Raw genomic sequence first — 18,724 nt, forward strand, 5'->3', positions numbered from 1 at the left:
CATCGAGGTAACAACCCCACACTAGCGGCCTTATTGTCGAGACAGCGTAGTTTATGCAAATACGAAAGATCATTCCAGAAAACTTAGTTCTGCTGGACAGCTTACGCGGGCTGACCGCTCTTTACGTACTCATTGCTCATGCTCTGTTATTGCTGACGGCGGGAGATGCTGACGGCTTTATGAGTATGCTTTCATCGATTTTTCAGTATGCCCACCAGGCCGTTTTATTTTTTTTTGTCTTATCCGGCTTTGTTATTCACTGGAGTACGGACAAGCGGTTTTGTCGGGAAAAAACGTTTGATCTGAAAGCCTATTTATTGCGAAGAATCCGGCGGATCTACCCTCCTTTACTAGCGGCACTGGCCTTTACCTTTTTGCTGGACCAGCTGGGGCTATTTTTAAAATTCCCGATTTACCACTCTCAAACCGCTTACGCTTCCATTAACGCTCTCATCCAGACCGACCATCGCTTACAGACCCTCCTTGGTAATCTGCTTTTTGTACAGAATGTGTACACGCCTACCTGGGGCACCAATGGTCCGTTGTGGTCGCTCACTTACGAGTGGTGGTTCTATATATTGTACATTCCTGTATACGGGCTTTTCCGAAAAAATAAGTCTTTCACCTCTGCATTTATTCTGGTACTTTGGATACTCAATCGGGAGTTTCCTTTTAAGCCTGCTCTCTTTACTATCGTTTTTGATTACTTTATTATCTGGTATTTGGGAGTCCTGCTGGCAGATTATTTGCGTTCGAAAGACTTAAAGACTCCTTTTGTTGTCTCCTACGTAATCATCCTTTTCACTTTGTCCCTGACTAGGTATTCTGGCAGTGTTGGAAGCGACTTGCTGATTTCCCTTGGGATAATCCTTTTTCTATACCTCGTGCTTTGTAGCAATGCTTTTATTGGTTTGGGGAAGGCTCGAAAGCTAGGCGATTTTTCTTATACCCTTTATCTGATTCACGTACCTATTCTATGTTTTCTATCAGGCGTAGTCATGCATGCACGTCAGGGCTATCTTCCGGCAAATGGACTTTACGTAGCAGCAGGTATTCTGTTTTCTTTAAGCATGGCCTGGCTCTTTCACTTTATTAGTGAAAAGCCTTTTACGGCACGAAGGGTCTAATATACACTTCTCTTGCTACCTTACAGGGAGTATTACTTTTCAGCCCCTATACCACTCCTGTATCTGATATGTAAGAGGATGAATTACAGATCAGATCTATTTCCTATTTATCTCTATATTATTAGTTCATACGAGGCATCACCAGGCAAATAACTCCTGTAATACCGTACAAACTTCTTTACTCGTTTGGGTATCCAGTTCACCTAATTGCTTATTTAATCTGGATTTATCCACAGCTCTTATCTGATCCAAAGCAATTTGTCCTTCTCTGCCTTGTAACATAGAGTGAACCCGGGTTGGGTATTTTTTGATAGTGCTAGTTAATGGAGCAACTAAAACTGTATTCAGAGATTTGTTCACTACGTCGGGAGAAATCACTACGCAAGGGCGTGTTTTCGAAATTTCACTCCCCTGCGTCGGATTCAGGTTTACTAACCAAATTGAAAAACGTTTTACCAATTCCATTCCTTCTCGTCAAAATCATTACTCATTCCTTCGAACAAATCTTCTTCTGAAGTATCGTCCTGAGCTTCTTTAAAGCGTGCTTCCCAATCATGGCGAGGACGAATGGCTTTCAATAAAATTCCATCAGCAGTTAGTTCTACCTCTACCTCTTTTTCAATGCCTAAACTTTGTAGCATTGCTTTAGGTAGTAAAATTCCCTGTGAGTTACCTATTTTACGAACGGTCTGTATCATGATTCTCTTGCTGTTATTACAAAGTTATAACAATTTAATTATGATTAGATTCATACCTTAACTAATTCTCGCCCAGTTACTTTCATTCTCCCGTAAATGATTGAGTTGCTCACGGATGGCTTGGTTTTTCGGTAATACCAGTTCGGCATCTTCGTTTAGGATTTCCTGAGCCGATTCCCGGGCGGCTTTCAGGATTTCGCCGTCTTTTGATAAATCGGCCAGTAATAAATCCACTACACCGCTTTGCTGGGTTCCGGCCATATCGCCAGGACCACGAAGACGCAAATCCGTATCTGCAATGACGAAGCCGTCGTTGGTTTCGGTCATTACTTTCATTCGCGTACGGGTTTCGGTGCTGAGCTTAAGGCCCGTCATCAAAATACAGTAACTCTGATCAGCCCCCCGACCAACCCGGCCCCGAAGCTGGTGCAACTGCGAAAGGCCAAAGCGTTCGGCACTTTCAATTATCATCACTGAGGCATTAGGTATGTTAACCCCTACTTCGATTACGGTCGTGGCAACCATAATCATTGTTTCCCGACTCACGAATCGCTGCATTTCAAAATCCTTGTCCTTCGCAGGCATTTTGCCATGCACGATACTAATCTGATATTCCGGAAAAGCCCGACTGACGCTTTCAAAACCATCCATCAAATCCTTGAAATCCAGCTTTTCGGATTCTTCAATTAATGGATAAACGATATATACCTGCCGACCTTTCTGTAACTCATTTCTTACAAAACCAAACACTTCCAGCCGATGCTGATCGGATTTCCAGCGGGTAACTATTGGCTTTCTTCCGGGAGGTAACTCATCAATTTGCGAAAGATCCAGATCACCGTACAAAGTCATCGCCAACGTCCGGGGAATAGGTGTGGCCGTCATCACCAGAATGTGCGGATATACGACTTCATTTTTCTGCCAGAGTTTGGCCCGCTGAGCTACGCCGAACCTATGTTGTTCGTCAATCACCACTAAACCTAAGTTCTTAAACTGAACGATGTCTTCGAGCAAAGCGTGCGTTCCTACTACAATCTGAATCGAGCCGTCCAGCAAACCCTCGTGTAAGACTCTCCGTTCTTTCTTGGGCGTTGATCCGGTTAATTTACCCATTCCCAGACCCATTGCCTCAGCAAAGGGTAATAAACCCTTAAAATGCTGATCGGCCAGGATTTCCGTAGGAGCCATTAAGCAGGCCTGAGCTCCGTTCTCGATGGCCAGTAACATACAGATGAAAGCAACAATCGTTTTTCCTGACCCTACATCTCCCTGCAACAGACGGTTCATTTGCTTCCCCGAACGCATATCTTCGAAAATCTCCCGAATTACCCGTTTTTGAGCTCCGGTCAGGTCAAAAGGTAAATGAGCATCATAAAACTCCCGAATAAGCTGCGTTCCCGAAAAAATCTGTCCGGGGTATTCCGTCCGACGAAGAATTTTCTGTTTTATTAACCGTAACTGATTGTAGAATAACTCTTCAAATTTCAGTCGGCGTTTGGCCTGATGGATGTGTTGCTCATTACCCGGCACATGGATTCCCCACAAGGCCTGAATTTTCGAAGCCAACCGATATTTCTCAATCAGAAAGGGCGGTAAGGTTTCCCGGATCTGGTGTCCGGCCAGTTCCAGAATCTGTCGCTGCCATTTGGCAATGGCTTTAGCATCAACGTAGCGTTTACGAAGCTTTTCTGTAAGGTTATACACGGGCTGCCAATGACCCCCTTTTTCGTTTTCAGCCGTCAGCACCTCCATTTCAGGATGAACCATCTGGAATTTCCCGTTAAAGCTCGTCGGCTTGCCGTAGATTACGTACTGTCCATCCCGGTGCAGGGATTTTTCCATGAACGAAATGCCCTGAAACCAGGCCAGCTCCATCGTTCCAGAACCATCGCTAAACTGAGCAACTAACCGGGCTTTATGGCCTTCCCCGATTACCTCCCAGGTACGCAGGCGACCTTTGATCTGAGCCCCGGGTAAATCTTCCCTTAACTCCGAAATCCGATAAAAACGAGTGCGGTCTTCGTAGCGAAATGGGTAGTGCTGTAAAAGATCGCCGAAGGTAAAAATATTCAGCTCTGTATTCAGCAAAGCTCCTTTTTGCGGACCTACGCCTTTTAGAAATTCAATCTTGGTATCAAAAAAATTGGTTGTTCGCTCCATAGTATACTCGTCTGCTCCGCCGACCCGACCCGAGGTCATTCCCTCGTCTCTCTTCACTTTTTACCTTTTACAAAAATACAATTCAGAATAGGTTTTTAATCTCAATATACCTCTTCTCCTTCGATAATTACGTGAGTAACAGCTACGCCTGATTAAATAAGGTTTCGATCTGTTGGAATTTAGGTACTTTGCCATAGTAACTTCGTAACAACCCGTTCTGACAATCCATTTCCTACTCCAATGAAGTCCGGACTGGTAACGTTTTACTGACGTGTTGAACAAACTCGGACGTATGAAACACTTTTTTATTTTCCTTGGAATAAGTTTACTGTTATGGCTTACGCCGCAGGCCTGGGCCAACCATATCGTGGGTGGTAACTTCGAAATGGTTGCCACGGCATCAACGCCCGGTAAATACAATCTTTACCTGAATCTCTTCTTTGACGAAGTCGGTGGGGTAAATACGGGTAAAGAGCAGTCTATTGTTGTTTCTATTTTTCGGAAAAGTGATAACAATCGTATGCTCAATATCCGAATGTATCTGGAGTCGACGACGCCTTTACAATATACTAATCCGAGCTGTGCAGAAGCCCGTAGTCTGGAAACTTCCATTCTCCGGTATGCGGCCCCGCTGGATCTGTCGCCCGACAATTATGCCGATGCTCAAGGCTATTATGTGGCCTGGGAGCGGTGCTGTCGCAATACCTCAATAGATAATATTCTGACGCCTGGTCGTTCGGGTATTGTTTTCTACCTGGAATTTCCGGCCTTGCGTCTAAATGGACAAAATTTTCTGGATTCTTCGCCTGCATTTGCTCATCCTAACGGCGAATACATTTGCATCAATAGGCCTTTCACGCTCAATTTCGGGGCGACGGATGCTGATGGCGATGAACTACGCTATAGCATGGTTACGCCTTACATGGGTTATTCTTCTCAGGGCCAGCCCAATCCCGCCTTACCGCAATCGAATCCCTATCCGCCGTTGCAATGGGCGGCGGGATTTACCGATCAGGCGGCTATTTCGGGAGCTCCGGCTCTGGGAGTAAATGCTTCAACTGGCGTTTTAAGCGTAACAGCTACGCAACGAGGGCTATTTGTGTTTAGCGTTCAGGTGGACGAATACCGTAACGGACAAAAAATTGGCTCCGTCCGGCGGGATTTTCAGCTACTCGTGGTGGACTGCCCAGATAATACTCTGCCCGATCCAGTTATTACGTTGAAGGATAAGCCTAATCAACCCGTAAAAGAATTGGAAATCTGCGAAAATGGCTTTCTGGATTTAAATGCTCAGGAAATGGCGAATGCCTCGTATCAGTGGCAGAAAGACGGTATCAACATTCCGGGAGCAACGACATACACCTATCAGGCCAGTTCGCCAGGCGTGTACAAAATCGTAGTTAGTTCGACTACGGTTTGTACGGCATCCAAAACTTCGCAATCCGTAACGCTACGCTTAAAAACAGGAGCCAGCCCAGACATTACATCCAATGTCCCACTGCCGGGCTGCGAATCTCAACCTATTGTACTTTCAACCGTCAGGGGAAATTACACATATGCTTGGTCAAAAGATGGACAGGCTCTTTCACAGACCACCTCATCTCTCCCGATTAATGAATCAGGTTTATATGCTGTGAGAGTCCAGAATCTGGATGACCTCTGTTATTACACACCGTCAAAACAAGTCGAAATTTACCCAACGCCTAACGCAGAATATAGCAGTTTGCCCGGCTCTGGTCAGTTCTGCGTTTCTGATTCGGTGGCTTTGGTTGCGGTAACAGGATCGGGTTATACCTACCAATGGTTTTTAAACGGTCAGCCCATTGCGGGAGCTACTCAGAACCAGTATGTCGTCAAAGCTTCTGGAAACTACTCATTTGAAGTTAAAATCGGATCCTGTTCGGCTACTTCTACAGTGTTTCCGGTCAATCTTTATCCCGAACCTACAGTTAGTATGCAGGCCATTCCACTGATTTGCCAAGTCAATGGTGCACGGATACTCCTGAATGGTAGCCCCGTGGGAGGTGTTTTTTCGGGGCGTGGCGTGGTAGGTAATGAATTTATTCCTTCTCAGTCGGGCGTAGGTTCTTTTCCAGTTACGTATACGGTCACTAATTCGTACGGCTGTAAAGCTTCGGCTGAGCAAATCGCTGTGGTCGCTTCGGCTCCCACGGTATTGCTGCCTAATGAGGTAGGAATCATTCGGGGGAATTCCATCATACTGCAACCTCAAACGCAGGACAATCTGTTGTATGAATGGACACCACCCACATACCTGAGTTCTACAACGGTCAAGAATCCGACTGCCTCCCCCCTTCAAACGACGAAGTATACCCTTAAAGTAACGGGAGCCTCGGGTTGTGCGGTTGAGGACCAGATCTTAGTTACGGTGTGGGAACCCATTACTATTCCCAATGGTATTACCCCAAACGGTGATGGCAAGAATGATACCTGGGAAATGCCGGGCATTGAATATTACCCCGATGCCGAAGTACAGATTTTTAATCGCTGGGGTACGGAGTTGTTTTTTTCCAAAGGCTACCGCACTACTTTTGACGGAACCTACCAGGGAAAAAAATTGCCTGTTGCCACTTATTATTACGTCATTAAGCCCAATAATGGTCGCCCGACGATCAGCGGCTCACTAACGATTGTGTATTAATTTCTGTTTTATGACTGCTCCTCTTACCGTTACGCTCGTTCAGGCGGATTTGCATTGGGAAAACCCCACGGCCAATCGGGCGATGTTCGAAGAAATGCTTTCTGAACTAACCGAACCTACGGACTTGATTGTTTTGCCCGAAATGTTCACCACGGGTTTCACCATGAATCCGGCCCCAGTGGCGGAGGTCATGAACCTGACAACAACTCGCTGGATGAAGCAAATAGCTGCTCAGTATCAGGCGGTGGTAACGGGAAGTTTTGTAGTGCAGGAAAATGGGAAGTATTATAACCGTCTGGTCTGGATGCAGCCCGATGGAACGTATGATTACTACGACAAGCGGCACTTGTTCCGCATGGGTAATGAACACGAAGTCTACACAGCAGGTAATCGACGGATTATCAAAAACTGGAAAGGCTGGAATATCTGCCCGCTGATTTGTTATGATCTGCGATTTCCGGTATGGAGTCGAAATGTGGATAACCAGTATGACGTATTGATTTATACTGCCAATTGGCCCGCCGTTCGGGAATCCGTGTGGAAAAGTCTGTTAACGGCCCGGGCCATTGAAAATCAGTGCTATGTAGTTGGGGTTAACCGTATTGGTGAAGATGGCAATGGTTTGGCTCACTCGGGAGCATCTGGATTAATTAACTCCCGTGGGGAGTGGATAAGTTACCCACAATCCAATGCACTTATCCACACTCACACGATTAGCTACGAGGAGTTATCCACATTTCGGGAAAAATTTCCGGTATCGCTGGATGGTGATAAGTTCCAGATCTTTTAATAGTAGAGACGCGACTTTGGACTAGCCCCAAGAAGTTGGACGGTTGTTTTTACGCCATGGTTGGTGTCCTCACCAACCATTATGCTTAGTAATGGCTGGTGAGGACACCAGCCATGGCAGGAAACGTTATTAATAACAAACCGCCTCTACCCAGACGCGATGAAGTCGCGTCTCTACAATTGTTCGGTTATTCCAATACTTTTGGTACCCGAAAGTAGTTTTCATCCCGCTTGGGGGCATTCTGTAAGCCTTGCTCATGCGTAATGGTTTGCAGAGCTTTATCTTCCCGTAAAGCATTCACTTCCAGTGTCATGTGCGTTAAGGGTTCCACATTGGAAGTGTCTAGCTCATTCAATTGTTCCATCCAGGTTAATACACTGCTTAGGGTATTAGTCAGCTTTTCTTCCTCCTCAGGAATGATGCTTAAACGGGCCAGCTTGGCAATTTTATGAAGGGTATCTTTTTCGACCTGCATGCTAGTGTTTGGGGTTTAGGGTTGGGGGTTTAGAGTTTTCAACGTCTTTGCAATAGTCCGTGGTGGCAAAAAATACGCTAAATCACCGTCAGTCGTTTGAATTCATTTTGGTGGGCCTTTGGATTAGCGGTGTATTCGTCCAAGGTTTTTTGGATGATATCAAATACCTGCTGCCGTAAGTTTTCCACATCTGCCTCTGTCATCCCTTTTGTTTCGATGGGTTTATGAATCACCGCTTTCACCGACCCGGGGTACAGACGCATGTTTTTCTTATCGGGTAATAACTGATAGTTGTTCAGTAAAGAAATCGGAATCAAAGGTACCTGCTCCCGAATCGCCATGCGAAAGGCTCCATCCTTAAAGGAAGGATGCATTTGTGGTGGATTACTCGTGCGGATACCCCCTTCGGGGTAAATCACCATGCTTCTCCCCGACTCCAGTGCCCGATACGATCGCTGTAAAGATTTCGAACGACTTTTGGGATCATTGCGGTCTACCTGAATGTGGAGTTTCGAAAACATATAGCCAAACAAAGGAGCTTTCTTCAAGACATCTTTTCCCAGAAAAGCGAAATACGTATCCACAATCAACATCATAGAGGCTACATCCAGGTATGAAAAGTGATTCGCCGCAAAAACATACGCCTGATTGGGATCGGGTTTCCCTGCTTCATAACGCACCCGAATAGGCATTCCGACCAGCGGAAAAAATAAATGAGCCCACACCCGATTACACCGGTGAGCCATGGGTTTCCAGGCTTCTTTTTGTAGAAAGATAAACTGAAACGGAAATATCAACAGGAACGTAAATACAAACCAGAAGGCCGCCCAAATGGAATAAACATTCACGAAAAAACGACTCATGTGGCGTTGAAACTAGGTAAATGAATGGTTAGGTGCTCTCATGACTGGGGTTCAGCCACGGGCTAGTTCACAAAAATAATGCATCTGCCTTCAAATCACGTTTTTCCGAACTAGGGATTGTATAAAATGTGTTATGATTTTAATGTTACCCGAAGCTATAGTAACTGTTTCTATTCCGCTGGTAGTGGGTCAAATACGCTAGCTATTACCGCCACGGCTTTCTATTACCTATCTTTGCATTCCAATTTCTGTTTAGGGCGATTTTCCCCGAAAGATGACTACCATGAGCACGATTTCTAAAACGTATTCACCCAACGAGGTTGAAGACAAGTGGTATGCCTACTGGCTCCAGCACAAGCTTTTTGCGTCCAAGCCTAATCCTGAAAAAGAGCCTTATACGGTCGTGATTCCTCCACCAAACGTCACTGGCGTTTTGCACATGGGTCACATGCTTAACAATACCATTCAGGATATTCTGGTCCGCAAAGCTCGCATGGAAGGCAAAGAGGCGGTGTGGGTAGCCGGTACGGATCACGCTTCCATTGCTACGGAAGCGAAAGTCGTTGCCATGCTCAAGGAGCGGGGAATTGCCAAGACGGATCTCAGCCGCGATGAATTTCTTTCCTATGCGTTTGAGTGGAAGGACAAATACGGCGGTATTATTCTCGAGCAATTAAAAAAACTCGGAGCTTCCTGTGATTGGGATCGTACGCGGTTCACCATGGATGAGAAGTATTACGAGTCGGTAATTGATGTTTTCGTTCGTTTGTATAATAAAGGCCTGATTTACCGTGGCGTTCGGATGGTAAACTGGGACCCTCAGGGAAAAACGGCCTTATCGGATGAAGAGGTAATCTTCAAGGAAGTACAATCGAAGTTTGTTCACATTCAGTATCCCGTTGTGGATGAAGAAGGCACTTCTATTACCATTGCCACCGTTCGTCCCGAGACGATCATGGCTGATGCAGCCATCTGCGTTCACCCTGAGGATGAGCGTTATACGCACCTGCACGGCAAGAAAGTTCGCATTCCTTTGATTGACCGCGAAATTCCGATCATTCTGGATGAATACGTAACGATGGATTTCGGAACGGGAGCTTTAAAAGTAACGCCCGCCCACGATTTAAATGACTACGAACTCGGTCAGAAACACCGTCTGCCCGTCATTGATATTCTTAGTGACGACGGAACGCTCAACGAAAAAGCTCAGCTCTTCGTAGGGATGGATCGTTTTGCGGCCCGCAAAGCCATTATCAAGGAACTCGAAGAAAAGGGTTACCTGGAGAAAATCGAAGAGTATAAATCCAACGTAGGAACGTCCGAACGAACGGGTGCGGTAATCGAACCTAAACTGTCAATGCAGTGGTGGTTGAAAATGGATGACATGGCCAAACCAGCCTTGGATTCCGTCATGAACGATGAAGTAGCCCTGATTCCGGCCAAGTTTAAGAATACCTACCGGGTGTGGATGGAGAATATCCGCGACTGGTGTATTTCTCGTCAGCTTTGGTGGGGGCAGCAGATTCCGGCGTTCTACTTACAGGATGGTACCATCATCGTAGCCAAAAATAAACGCGAAGCTCTGCGGAAAGCTCAGCACGAAATGCAGCTTTTTGCTCTTACGGAACAGGATTTAGAGCAAGATCCCGATGTACTGGATACCTGGTTCTCGTCCTGGCTATGGCCTTTTGGTGTATTTGATGCTTTGTCAGACCCTGATAACGAGGATATTAAATTCTATTACCCCACCAGCGATCTGGTTACGGGCCCCGACATTCTATTCTTCTGGGTAGCCCGGATGATCATGGCGGGTTATGAGTTCATGGGCGAGCGTCCGTTCAAAAACGTTTACCTGACGGGTATTGTACGCGATGCGAAAGGTCGGAAGATGTCCAAATCGCTGGGGAACTCCCCTGATCCGCTGGATTTGATTGCCAAATTCGGTGCTGATGGCGTTCGGACAGGTCTGTTATTCTCAGCTCCGGCGGGTAACGATTTGTTATTCGATGAAAAGCTTTGCGAACAGGGCCGGAATTTCTGTAATAAAGTATGGAATGCCTTCCGTCTGATTAAAGGCTGGGAAATTTCTACGGAATCAGCTCCCGCTTCGAATCAACAAGCCTTTGCCTGGTTTGAGTCAAAGTTGAACGCAACGCTAGCCGAAATTCTGGATCATTTCAGCAAATTCCGTATTTCGGACGCTCTACATGCCGCTTATAAACTGATCTGGGATGAATTCTGCTCGAACTACCTGGAGATTATCAAACCTGAGTTCGGTAAGCCCATTGATGCAGAAACTTACGAAACGACCGTTGCTTTCTTCGAAAAACTAATGGCCCTGATGCACCCGTTCATGCCATTTATTACCGAAGAAATCTGGCAAAGTCTGCGGGAACGTGCCGAAGGAGAAAGCCTCTGCCGGGCGGATTACCCCACCGTAGGTGCTATTGATCCAGCCATCGTAGCAGATTTTGATACGCTTTTTGAAGTAGTAACCAAAGTCCGGGAAACCCGTAACTCAAAAGGTCTTTCGCCGAAAGAAACCTTACCTCTTGCCGTTCGTACGGAGCATGGGGATCGGTATCAGAAGATTGACCCCATTATTCAGAAATTAGCGAATACCACGCCCATAGAATTCGTAACTGAAGATGTGGCAGGCGTTTCACCATTTCTGATTAAAACTGATAAAATCTTCATCGCTTTAGGGGAGAAAATCGACGTTGAAGCCGAACGCGAACGATTAACCAAGGAAATCGAGTATAACGAAGGTTTTATGAAGTCGGTGGATGCCAAGCTTTCCAATGAACGTTTCGTCGCGAATGCAAAACCGGAAATTGTAGAAAAAGAACGTCAGAAAAAAGCAGATGCAGAGTCGAAAATCGTGGCTCTTCGTGAAGCATTGGCAAATCTTTCCTAGTGATTGGTTGATAGTTAGTAGTTCATAGGTTTTGCATCCCGGAAGGTTAACCTTCCGGGATGTTTTATTTTTATCCATACTCCTCCCCAAACCATCAACTCACTTGCCGCGGCATTACTTTTATAGGATAGATTAGTAAGGCTAAAACCGTAGTTCAATCATCAATGATCAAATACCGCTTATACCCCACCCTCATTCAGACATTTTCGCTGTTTCATCACGAAGCACGAAATGCAAATGGAGAGTTATACGTAAGCGAACAGGAGTTGCTGGATCGGATTAATCGGGTTCCGCAACCAACCACGCCTGCTCAACAGCGAGGGGTTAATTTCGAAACAGCCCTGATTTCTGGTCGTGGTGAAGAACAGTTTCCAACGGAGATTATTCAAACCATGCGGAAGCAGTTACCCATGCGGTATAAAACCCAGTTTTTCGTTCGCACAGCCATTAAAGACGTGGAGTTCTACGGCATGGTGGATGTGGTTGGGGGTGATCGGGCGATTGACATTAAAACCACCGCCCGTTATCAGGCTCCCAAGTTTGCTCACCATTTTCAAAACTTATATCTCTTCGGGCTGAAGAGCTGGAATATTAAGCAACTGGATTATTTGATTACTGATTTCCAGAACGTGTACACCGAAAGTTACCATTACGATTCCTACAATTTTCAGCCTTTACTGGATGAGTTGGAATTATTTACCGAGTTTTTAGAACAACACCGTAAGCAGATTACGGATAAGAAAATATTTAACAATGCCCAGAACGGCTTACAAACATCTCTTTTTTGACCTCGACCATACTCTCTGGGATTTTGAGCGAAATACGAACGAAACGCTGGTAGAATTATTCGAAGCATTTGATCTTCATAAACGCGGTATTCCCACGGCTCAGGCTTTTCAGGAAACGTTCCATAAGGTAAATGCCGAGCTATGGCATTTGCATGACAGTCGCCAGATTTCGCAGGAAGAGCTGCGTTACCGTCGTTTCAGACAGGTAATCAATCAGCTGGGCTGTGAAGAAGATAACAGTTGTGACGAATGGAGTGAATGGTATTTATCCCGTTGCCCCTACAAACCCCATTTATTGCCCGGGGCACTGGAGTTACTTGATTACCTGGCTCCCCGGTATGAAATGCACATCATTACCAATGGTTTTGGTGATGTACAGTACACCAAAATGGACAATAGTGGTTTAACGGGTTATTTCAGAGAAGTGGTAACCAGCAAAACGGCTAATGCTAAGAAACCCGAACCCGCCATGTTTCACTTTGCGATGGAAAAAGCGGGATGCATCGCAGGCGATGCCCTAATGATTGGAGACAACCCCGAAGCCGATGTAGCCGGAGCATTAGGAGTTGGCATGCACGCGGCGTATTTTCGTCCCGAGCAATCGCTCTACCCACCCTGCGAAGCTACCTATCAACTGCGTTCATTACTGGAGCTGAAGCAGTGGTTATAATGCTATTGATTTCATGGCCGATTCTTTCCAATACCCCGACCCAACTATTCGTCTGACGGTTGATGCCGTTGTTTTTGGCTATCATTCCGAGCAATTACACGTCTTATTAATTCGTCGGAAATATGAGCCTTTTATTAATCAATGGGCTTTACCCGGCGGCTTTGTGACGGAACAGGAAAGTCTCGAACAGGCCGTAGAACGCGAGCTTTCGGAAGAAACGGGTTTAACTATTAGTTACCTTGAACAGCTTTTCAGCTTCGGAAATCCTCAAAGAGATCCTCGCTTTCGAGTTGTTTCGGTGGCCTATATGGCTATCATTCGTTCGGGAAATCATGAGCTTCGAGCTTCCACTGACGCAATAGATGCTCAATGGTTTGACGTTAACCAATTGCCATCCCTAGCTTTTGATCATGCTCAGATTCTGGAAAAAGCCATCCAGCGTCTTCGCTCCAAACTGCGTTACCAACCCATTGGCTTTGATTTATTACCCGAAAAATTCCTCTTCGGAGAGTTGGAAAAACTCTACAGTATCATTCTTAACCAGCCTTTGGATCGCCGAAACTTTCGAAAAAAGATGCTTAGCTTCGGAATTTTAGAAGAACTATCTAATAAAGTTTCTGAAGGTCGTGGTCGCCCGGCTTCCCTTTATCGCTTTGATACTACTCGTTATCAGGAACTTGAGCTTAATGGATTCTATTTTGACATTCCCTAGGATTTTATTTTGCGTAATTTTTACACAAATATTTAGCATTTTTCTTGCAGAGCTTATTTACCGTATTCATATTTGCGTAAAATAAACGCAAATATGAAAGTCATTAATCTTGATCAAACCTTTCAGCCTTACGGTTCTGGCCTTGCTTATGCAGCATTTACTTTTAATGGTGGTGAACCTCATATTCGTTTACTGGAACCCGTAACGAACGAATCGGTGCTGATTACCACTCGGGTTCGAAGCTTTAATGATATGGGTTTATTAATTGTTGCCGTAGATGCTCTGCGGCGAGCGGGCGTAACCGACTTATCTTTATTTCTACCCTATTTTCCCGCCGCCCGCCAGGATCGCTGCATGCAACAAGGCGAAGCTCTAACTGTAAAAGTCTACGCAGATTTGATTAATAACCTCAACTTTAAGGAAGTAACTATTTTCGATCCTCACTCAGACGTTACTCCAGCCTTGTTAGATCGGGTAAAAGTGATGACCAATGAGGCTTTTGTTGAGCAATGTATAGCTTCTCTAACCTCGTACGTACTGGTTTCTCCCGATGCTGGAGCCTTAAAAAAGACGTATAAAATAGCCCAGCATTTGGGCGTAGATTACATCGAGTGCAGTAAAAAGCGTAATCCAGCCAACGGTCAACTTAGCGATGTCCACATTTACGCTCCGCCTCTGCAAGGGCAGACCTGCGTGGTAGTCGATGACATTTGTGACGGCGGAGCAACGTTTCTGCAATTAGCTAGGGCTTTACGCCAGCAGGGAGCGGGTTCGTTAATTCTGGTGGTAAGTCATGGCATTTTCAGCCAGGGATTTGAAGCGTTGAAAACCTATTACGATCAAATATTCAGCACCGATTCCTTCCAGACTTTCGCGACTCCTGAGCTTACTCAAATCTCCCTTTCTTCAACGCTTCTTAACTAATACAACCATGAATCCTATTCATCTTTCTGACGGATATAAAGTAGATCACCGTAGTCAATACCCTACTGATACCGAATTGGTTTACAGCAATTTAACTCCTCGAAAAAGCCGACTTGATGGTTTTGATACCGTCGTTTTCTTCGGCATGCAATACTTTATCAAGAAATATTTGATGGAAGAATTTAACGAACAATTCTTTCAAAAGCCGAAAGCAGAAGTACTACGAAAATACCAGAGACGTATCGAAAATTACCTAGGCAAAGGAGCTGTTACTTTCGATCATATCGAAGCCATGCACGACTTGGGTTACTTACCACTGGAAATTCGGGCCTTACCCGAGGGAACACTTACGCCTTTCCGGGTTCCAATGTTTACGATTCAGAATACGAAGCCTGAATTCTTCTGGTTAACCAATTTCCTTGAAACCCTATTATCCTGTATTCTGTGGTTACCCTGCACCAGTGCGACCACTGCTTTCCATTACCGAACCCTTCTGGAACAATACGCGGCAAAGACGGGCGGCGATACTTCTTTCGTTCCCTGGCAGGGGCATGATTTCAGTTTTCGGGGTATGGCTGGCCTGGAAGCGGCAGAAATGAGCGGAGCAGCTCATCTACTGAGCTTTACAGGAACCGATACCATTCCAGCCATCGACTTTCTAGAAACCTATTATTTAGCAAATGTGGACCGGGAACTAGTGGGCGGCAGTGTCCCAGCTACTGAACATAGCGTCATGTGTATGGGTACGCAAAGTGGAGAAATTGATACCTTCAAACGGCTCATTAACGATATTTATCCACAAGGCGTCGTAAGTATCGTTAGTGACACTTGGGATTTTTGGCAAGTAATCACGGAATTCATGCCTCGGCTTAAAAGAGACATCATTAGTCGAAATGGAAAAGTAGTTATTCGCCCCGACAGCGGCGATCCAGTAAAAATTCTATGTGGTGACCCCCAAGCAGAGCCGGGGACACCAGAATACAAAGGGGCCGTCGAATGCCTTTGGGAAACATTTGGAGGAAACATAACCGAAAAAGGGTTTCGCCTCTTGGATCCGCATATCGGACTGATTTACGGGGACAGTATCACGCTGGAGCGTTGTCAGACCATTTGTCAGCAACTGGCGGATAAGGGATTTGCCAGTACCAACGTTGTCTTCGGTATCGGCAGTTATACTTATCAATACGTTACCCGCGATACCTTCGGTTTTGCAATGAAAGCGACCTATGGGGTAGTGAAGGGGGAAGGTCGGGCCATTTTTAAAGATCCCAAAACCGATGATGGCACTAAACGCAGTGCTAAAGGACTAATCAAAGTAACGGGAGAAAACGGAATAGTAACAGGACTGGTGGATCAGGTCAGTACAGAAGAAGCCATGACGGGCTTACTAGAAACCGTTTACAAAAACGGCCAATTGCTGAAAGAACAGAGCTTGCAGGAAATTCGATTACGATTGGATCAGCAACGGGAAAAACAGCAGTTAATCCAGCACGATTGCTAAGCAAGATTCCGTAAACGACTCGCATTCAGATCACACCGATAGACAAAGGATTCCGTTTGCTTACGGCATTTCTTAATAACCTCAGCCCATTTTCGCTGACGCACTTCAGGCTCGTCCACATACCAGACGCCTTCTACCGGTAGTGAAACAAAAACTACGTTCAGCCCTAATCCGGCGAAAACAGCTTTTAAAGAAGAAGTCCGATGAACGTTTAACTCGGGATAAATGATCAGCCCCTTGACTTTAGCCAGCGAATCCTCATTGCGAAGAATGCTTAGTTTTTGTTCTTCCATAAAATGGGCCGGAAAGAACGGTACTAAATTCTCATCAAGATAGACCTTCATTGAATGGGACGGTTAATAAAATACAAGGCTTCTTCTACCTGCTGAGGAGTAATCTGATACAGAGAGGCAATGGTACTTTCTTCTTCGCCGCCCAGATGAATCCGATGTAAGGTTTCAGCCAGAATGTTGGTTCCCTGAATAATTTAGGTTGACCAAACTGTTTCTGGGGATCAATCACTACGGAGCGATCTTTACCCAACGGCCAGAACTTCGCGGCAACTTTATCGGTATCAAATTCAATTTTACGGCAGAAGCCTTCCATTACTTCTTTAATCTCGTATTGGAGCCGGGCATCTGCCGTAATTAGTATCTCATTACCTATTTCGACGAATAAAGTCTTACTATCGGTTAACAAAAACGAAGAAGCGAAGGGAAATGGCGTTTGTAAAAGCTTGGAACTGACTTCGTGGGCCTGTAAAATCTTAGCCGTTGAAATACCCAGTTCCCGCAATTTAAAAAACACGTAAAACTCAATCAGGGTCTGAAAGTTCACCACCCGCTCGCGGCCCTTACCCCAGGAATAAGAAACCTTGGTCGTGTTGGATAATCGTCCATTCCAAAATTCATCCAGCCAGCGACGCACGCGGGTGAGCGGTAATCTCAGAATCTGAGCGACATCCGGCACGGTATAAATTCCCATGTCCAGAGCGGGCTCTATGGATTGAATTTCTTCTGCTTGCATTGGTGCTGTGGTACTTTACGCGTCTTATCTGCCGTCGTGTTGCTTACTTCGCTAGTAAACAAACTCGCCAAATTCACTCTTCACCGTTACTCGTTTTCCTTCAAACGCTTCCACCCGGCCAATCACCTGAGCTTCGATACCGAAAGACTGGGCAATCTCAATCACTCGCTGAGCCTGAGCTTCGGGCAGATACACTTCCAAACGGTGCCCCATGTTAAAGACTTTATACATCTCCGACCAGGCCGTTCCGCTTTCCTGCTGGATCATTTTAAACAGCGGAGGAATTGGGAAAAGGTTATCCTTGATAATATGAACATTATCAACGAAATGTAACACCTTCGTCTGAGCTCCACCGGAGCAATGCACCATGCCATTTGGGCGAATTTCTGCCAATAAAGCCTTGACAAACGGTGCATAGGTACGCGTAGGCGAAAGGATTAACTGCCCTACGTTTAAAGGCGTACCTTCCACGGGTTCAGTTAATTTTTTAGAACCACTATAAATCAGATCCGAAGGAACTTCGGGATCAAAACTTTCGGGATATAAAGCCGCCAGATATTTATCCAGTACATCGTGACGAGCGGAGGTAAGGCCATTAGAGCCCATACCGCCGTTATACTGATCTTCGTAGTTCGACTGTCCAAAAGAAGCCAACCCTACGACAACATCACCCGCCTGAATAGTATCGTTAGAAATCACATCGGAACGCTTCATCCGGGCCACCACAGTACTATTCACAGTAATGGTCCGAACCAGATCGCCTACGTCAGCGGTTTCGCCGCCTGTGGAGTAAATCTCAACGCCGTTTTCACGAAGCATGGCTAATACCTCTTCGGTACCGTTAATAATCTGAGCGATTACTTCGCCGGGAATCCGGTTTTTATTTCGGTCAATGGAACTGGAAAGCAGAATAGGACCCGTGCAACCTACGCAAAGCAAGTCATCGGTATTCATTACGATGGAGTCCTGAGCGATACCCTTCCAGACCGAAATGTCTCCGGTTTCTTTCCAGTATAAATAAGCCAAGGAAGTTTTTGTACCCGCACCATCAGCGTGCATGATGGTACAATACTCGGGATCGCCCGTAAGTGTATCGGGAACGATCTTACAAAAAGCTTTAGGAAAAAGGCCTTTGTCGAGAGCGGCAATAGCCTGATGAACGTCTTCTTTGGAGGCCGAAACGCCCCGCTGTGCATAGCGATCTTGCATGGTGCAAAGGTAGGGCGATTTTATGAAATGTGCCTAGCGTTTGGGCTTTTGAGTTTGGAGTTTTATAGGCAGAAGGTATTCTTCAAAAATTAGTTGAACTGAATTACCTTTTTCAGTACCATTATTGCTCTTGAGGGTTAATAACAATGGATGGGCTTTGAATAAATGCTGCCAGGCTTTCTGCTGGTGTTAAAGGGAGGAC

At 45.6% G+C, this 18,724-nt stretch carries 17 protein-coding genes; 9 read left to right on the forward strand and 8 right to left on the reverse strand.

Annotated features, from left to right (window positions below; translation table 11 throughout):
- The first annotated feature begins 53 nt into the window (after nucleotides 1–53).
- Nucleotides 54–1,127, forward strand: a complete 1,074-nt coding sequence (locus tag QE357_RS00525; protein ID WP_309704949.1) for an acyltransferase — start codon at nucleotides 54–56, stop codon at nucleotides 1,125–1,127.
- Between the two features lie 138 nt (nucleotides 1,128–1,265).
- Here QE357_RS00525 and QE357_RS00530 read toward each other — a convergent pair whose 3' ends face one another.
- Genes QE357_RS00530 through recG form a run of 3 tightly spaced genes read right to left on the reverse strand, consistent with a single transcriptional unit; the run spans nucleotide 1,266 to nucleotide 3,985 of the window.
- A complete protein-coding gene (locus QE357_RS00530; protein ID WP_106637429.1) occupies nucleotides 1,266–1,592 on the reverse strand; it encodes a type II toxin-antitoxin system PemK/MazF family toxin in 327 nt (108 codons plus the stop codon).
- A complete protein-coding gene (locus QE357_RS00535; RefSeq protein ID WP_309704952.1) occupies nucleotides 1,580–1,825 on the reverse strand; it encodes an AbrB/MazE/SpoVT family DNA-binding domain-containing protein in 246 nt (81 codons plus the stop codon). Before QE357_RS00535 ends, QE357_RS00530 begins: the two co-directional genes overlap by 13 nt.
- A gap of 57 nt (nucleotides 1,826–1,882) precedes the next feature.
- The gene (gene recG, locus QE357_RS00540; protein ID WP_309711280.1) at nucleotides 1,883–3,985 is read right to left on the reverse strand and encodes an ATP-dependent DNA helicase RecG; all 2,103 of its coding nucleotides are present in this window, start codon (nucleotides 3,983–3,985) and stop codon (nucleotides 1,883–1,885) included.
- Between the two features lie 292 nt (nucleotides 3,986–4,277).
- Between recG and QE357_RS00545 the strand changes: the two genes are divergently transcribed.
- Both QE357_RS00545 and QE357_RS00550 read left to right on the forward strand, forming a co-directional pair.
- Nucleotides 4,278–6,647, forward strand: coding sequence for a gliding motility-associated C-terminal domain-containing protein (locus QE357_RS00545; RefSeq protein WP_309704954.1), 2,370 nt, complete (start codon nucleotides 4,278–4,280; stop codon nucleotides 6,645–6,647).
- Between the two features lie 10 nt (nucleotides 6,648–6,657).
- Nucleotides 6,658–7,437, forward strand: coding sequence for an amidohydrolase (locus QE357_RS00550; protein ID WP_309704956.1), 780 nt, complete (start codon nucleotides 6,658–6,660; stop codon nucleotides 7,435–7,437).
- Between the two features lie 187 nt (nucleotides 7,438–7,624).
- Here the strand turns inward: QE357_RS00550 and gatC are convergent, their stop codons facing one another.
- On the reverse strand, nucleotides 7,625–7,912 hold the full coding sequence (gene gatC, locus QE357_RS00555; RefSeq protein WP_309704959.1) for an Asp-tRNA(Asn)/Glu-tRNA(Gln) amidotransferase subunit GatC: 288 nt from the start codon (nucleotides 7,910–7,912) through the stop codon (nucleotides 7,625–7,627).
- Between the two features lie 77 nt (nucleotides 7,913–7,989).
- Complete coding sequence (locus tag QE357_RS00560; protein WP_106637425.1) at nucleotides 7,990–8,775, reverse strand: 1-acyl-sn-glycerol-3-phosphate acyltransferase; 786 nt, start codon at nucleotides 8,773–8,775, stop codon at nucleotides 7,990–7,992.
- A gap of 283 nt (nucleotides 8,776–9,058) precedes the next feature.
- Here QE357_RS00560 and QE357_RS00565 point away from each other — a divergent pair, with 283 nt between their 5' ends.
- The 6 genes from QE357_RS00565 to QE357_RS00590 all read left to right on the forward strand — a co-directional run bounded on the left by QE357_RS00565 (nucleotide 9,059) and on the right by QE357_RS00590 (nucleotide 16,287).
- Nucleotides 9,059–11,692, forward strand: coding sequence for a valine--tRNA ligase (locus tag QE357_RS00565; RefSeq protein ID WP_309704961.1), 2,634 nt, complete (start codon nucleotides 9,059–9,061; stop codon nucleotides 11,690–11,692).
- A gap of 164 nt (nucleotides 11,693–11,856) precedes the next feature.
- Nucleotides 11,857–12,480 carry a hypothetical protein gene (locus tag QE357_RS00570; protein ID WP_309704964.1) on the forward strand — a complete coding sequence of 208 codons (624 nt, stop codon included), beginning with the start codon at nucleotides 11,857–11,859 and terminating at the stop codon, nucleotides 12,478–12,480.
- Complete coding sequence (locus QE357_RS00575; RefSeq protein WP_106637422.1) at nucleotides 12,446–13,150, forward strand: YjjG family noncanonical pyrimidine nucleotidase; 705 nt, start codon at nucleotides 12,446–12,448, stop codon at nucleotides 13,148–13,150. The genes QE357_RS00570 and QE357_RS00575 overlap by 35 nt, the downstream gene beginning before the upstream one ends.
- A 13-nt stretch (nucleotides 13,151–13,163) precedes the next feature.
- Nucleotides 13,164–13,862, forward strand: a complete 699-nt coding sequence (locus tag QE357_RS00580; protein WP_106637421.1) for an NrtR DNA-binding winged helix domain-containing protein — start codon at nucleotides 13,164–13,166, stop codon at nucleotides 13,860–13,862.
- A 93-nt stretch (nucleotides 13,863–13,955) separates the two neighbouring features.
- Nucleotides 13,956–14,786 carry a ribose-phosphate diphosphokinase gene (gene prs / locus QE357_RS00585; protein WP_309704969.1) on the forward strand — a complete coding sequence of 277 codons (831 nt, stop codon included), beginning with the start codon at nucleotides 13,956–13,958 and terminating at the stop codon, nucleotides 14,784–14,786.
- A gap of 7 nt (nucleotides 14,787–14,793) precedes the next feature.
- The gene (locus QE357_RS00590) at nucleotides 14,794–16,287 is read left to right on the forward strand and encodes a nicotinate phosphoribosyltransferase (RefSeq protein WP_309704971.1); all 1,494 of its coding nucleotides are present in this window, start codon (nucleotides 14,794–14,796) and stop codon (nucleotides 16,285–16,287) included.
- Here QE357_RS00590 and QE357_RS00595 read toward each other — a convergent pair.
- Genes QE357_RS00595 through QE357_RS00605 form a run of 3 tightly spaced genes read right to left on the reverse strand, consistent with a single transcriptional unit; the run spans nucleotide 16,284 to nucleotide 18,522 of the window.
- The gene (locus QE357_RS00595; protein ID WP_309704973.1) at nucleotides 16,284–16,631 is read right to left on the reverse strand and encodes a hypothetical protein; all 348 of its coding nucleotides are present in this window, start codon (nucleotides 16,629–16,631) and stop codon (nucleotides 16,284–16,286) included. The two genes, QE357_RS00590 and QE357_RS00595, sit on opposite strands and share 4 nt — an antisense overlap.
- Nucleotides 16,632–16,665: 34 nt before the next feature.
- Nucleotides 16,666–17,313 carry a DUF433 domain-containing protein gene (locus QE357_RS00600; RefSeq protein ID WP_309704976.1) on the reverse strand — a complete coding sequence of 216 codons (648 nt, stop codon included), beginning with the start codon at nucleotides 17,311–17,313 and terminating at the stop codon, nucleotides 16,666–16,668.
- A gap of 51 nt (nucleotides 17,314–17,364) precedes the next feature.
- Entirely contained in the window at nucleotides 17,365–18,522 is a 1,158-nt protein-coding gene (locus tag QE357_RS00605; protein WP_309704978.1) for an AIR synthase-related protein, read from the reverse strand.
- Nucleotides 18,523–18,724 lie beyond the last annotated feature (202 nt).

Source organism: Siphonobacter sp. SORGH_AS_0500, assembly GCF_031453245.1.
Lineage (GTDB): Bacteria > Bacteroidota > Bacteroidia > Cytophagales > Spirosomataceae > Siphonobacter.

Bases quoted from the DNA above. Each gene is read 5' to 3' on its own strand.
- QE357_RS00525 (WP_309704949.1), top strand. From the start codon at position 54: ATGCAAATACGAAAGATCATTCCAGAAAACTTAGTTCTGCTGGACAGC.
- QE357_RS00530 (WP_106637429.1), bottom strand. From the start codon at position 1,592: ATGGAATTGGTAAAACGTTTTTCAATTTGGTTAGTAAACCTGAATCCG.
- QE357_RS00535 (WP_309704952.1), bottom strand. From the start codon at position 1,825: ATGATACAGACCGTTCGTAAAATAGGTAACTCACAGGGAATTTTACTA.
- recG (WP_309711280.1), bottom strand. From the start codon at position 3,985: ATGGAGCGAACAACCAATTTTTTTGATACCAAGATTGAATTTCTAAAA.
- QE357_RS00545 (WP_309704954.1), top strand. From the start codon at position 4,278: ATGAAACACTTTTTTATTTTCCTTGGAATAAGTTTACTGTTATGGCTT.
- QE357_RS00550 (WP_309704956.1), top strand. From the start codon at position 6,658: ATGACTGCTCCTCTTACCGTTACGCTCGTTCAGGCGGATTTGCATTGG.
- gatC (WP_309704959.1), bottom strand. From the start codon at position 7,912: ATGCAGGTCGAAAAAGATACCCTTCATAAAATTGCCAAGCTGGCCCGT.
- QE357_RS00560 (WP_106637425.1), bottom strand. From the start codon at position 8,775: ATGAGTCGTTTTTTCGTGAATGTTTATTCCATTTGGGCGGCCTTCTGG.
- QE357_RS00565 (WP_309704961.1), top strand. From the start codon at position 9,059: ATGAGCACGATTTCTAAAACGTATTCACCCAACGAGGTTGAAGACAAG.
- QE357_RS00570 (WP_309704964.1), top strand. From the start codon at position 11,857: ATGATCAAATACCGCTTATACCCCACCCTCATTCAGACATTTTCGCTG.
- QE357_RS00575 (WP_106637422.1), top strand. From the start codon at position 12,446: ATGCCCAGAACGGCTTACAAACATCTCTTTTTTGACCTCGACCATACT.
- QE357_RS00580 (WP_106637421.1), top strand. From the start codon at position 13,164: ATGGCCGATTCTTTCCAATACCCCGACCCAACTATTCGTCTGACGGTT.
- prs (WP_309704969.1), top strand. From the start codon at position 13,956: ATGAAAGTCATTAATCTTGATCAAACCTTTCAGCCTTACGGTTCTGGC.
- QE357_RS00590 (WP_309704971.1), top strand. From the start codon at position 14,794: ATGAATCCTATTCATCTTTCTGACGGATATAAAGTAGATCACCGTAGT.
- QE357_RS00595 (WP_309704973.1), bottom strand. From the start codon at position 16,631: ATGAAGGTCTATCTTGATGAGAATTTAGTACCGTTCTTTCCGGCCCAT.
- QE357_RS00600 (WP_309704976.1), bottom strand. From the start codon at position 17,313: ATGCAAGCAGAAGAAATTCAATCCATAGAGCCCGCTCTGGACATGGGA.
- QE357_RS00605 (WP_309704978.1), bottom strand. From the start codon at position 18,522: ATGCAAGATCGCTATGCACAGCGGGGCGTTTCGGCCTCCAAAGAAGAC.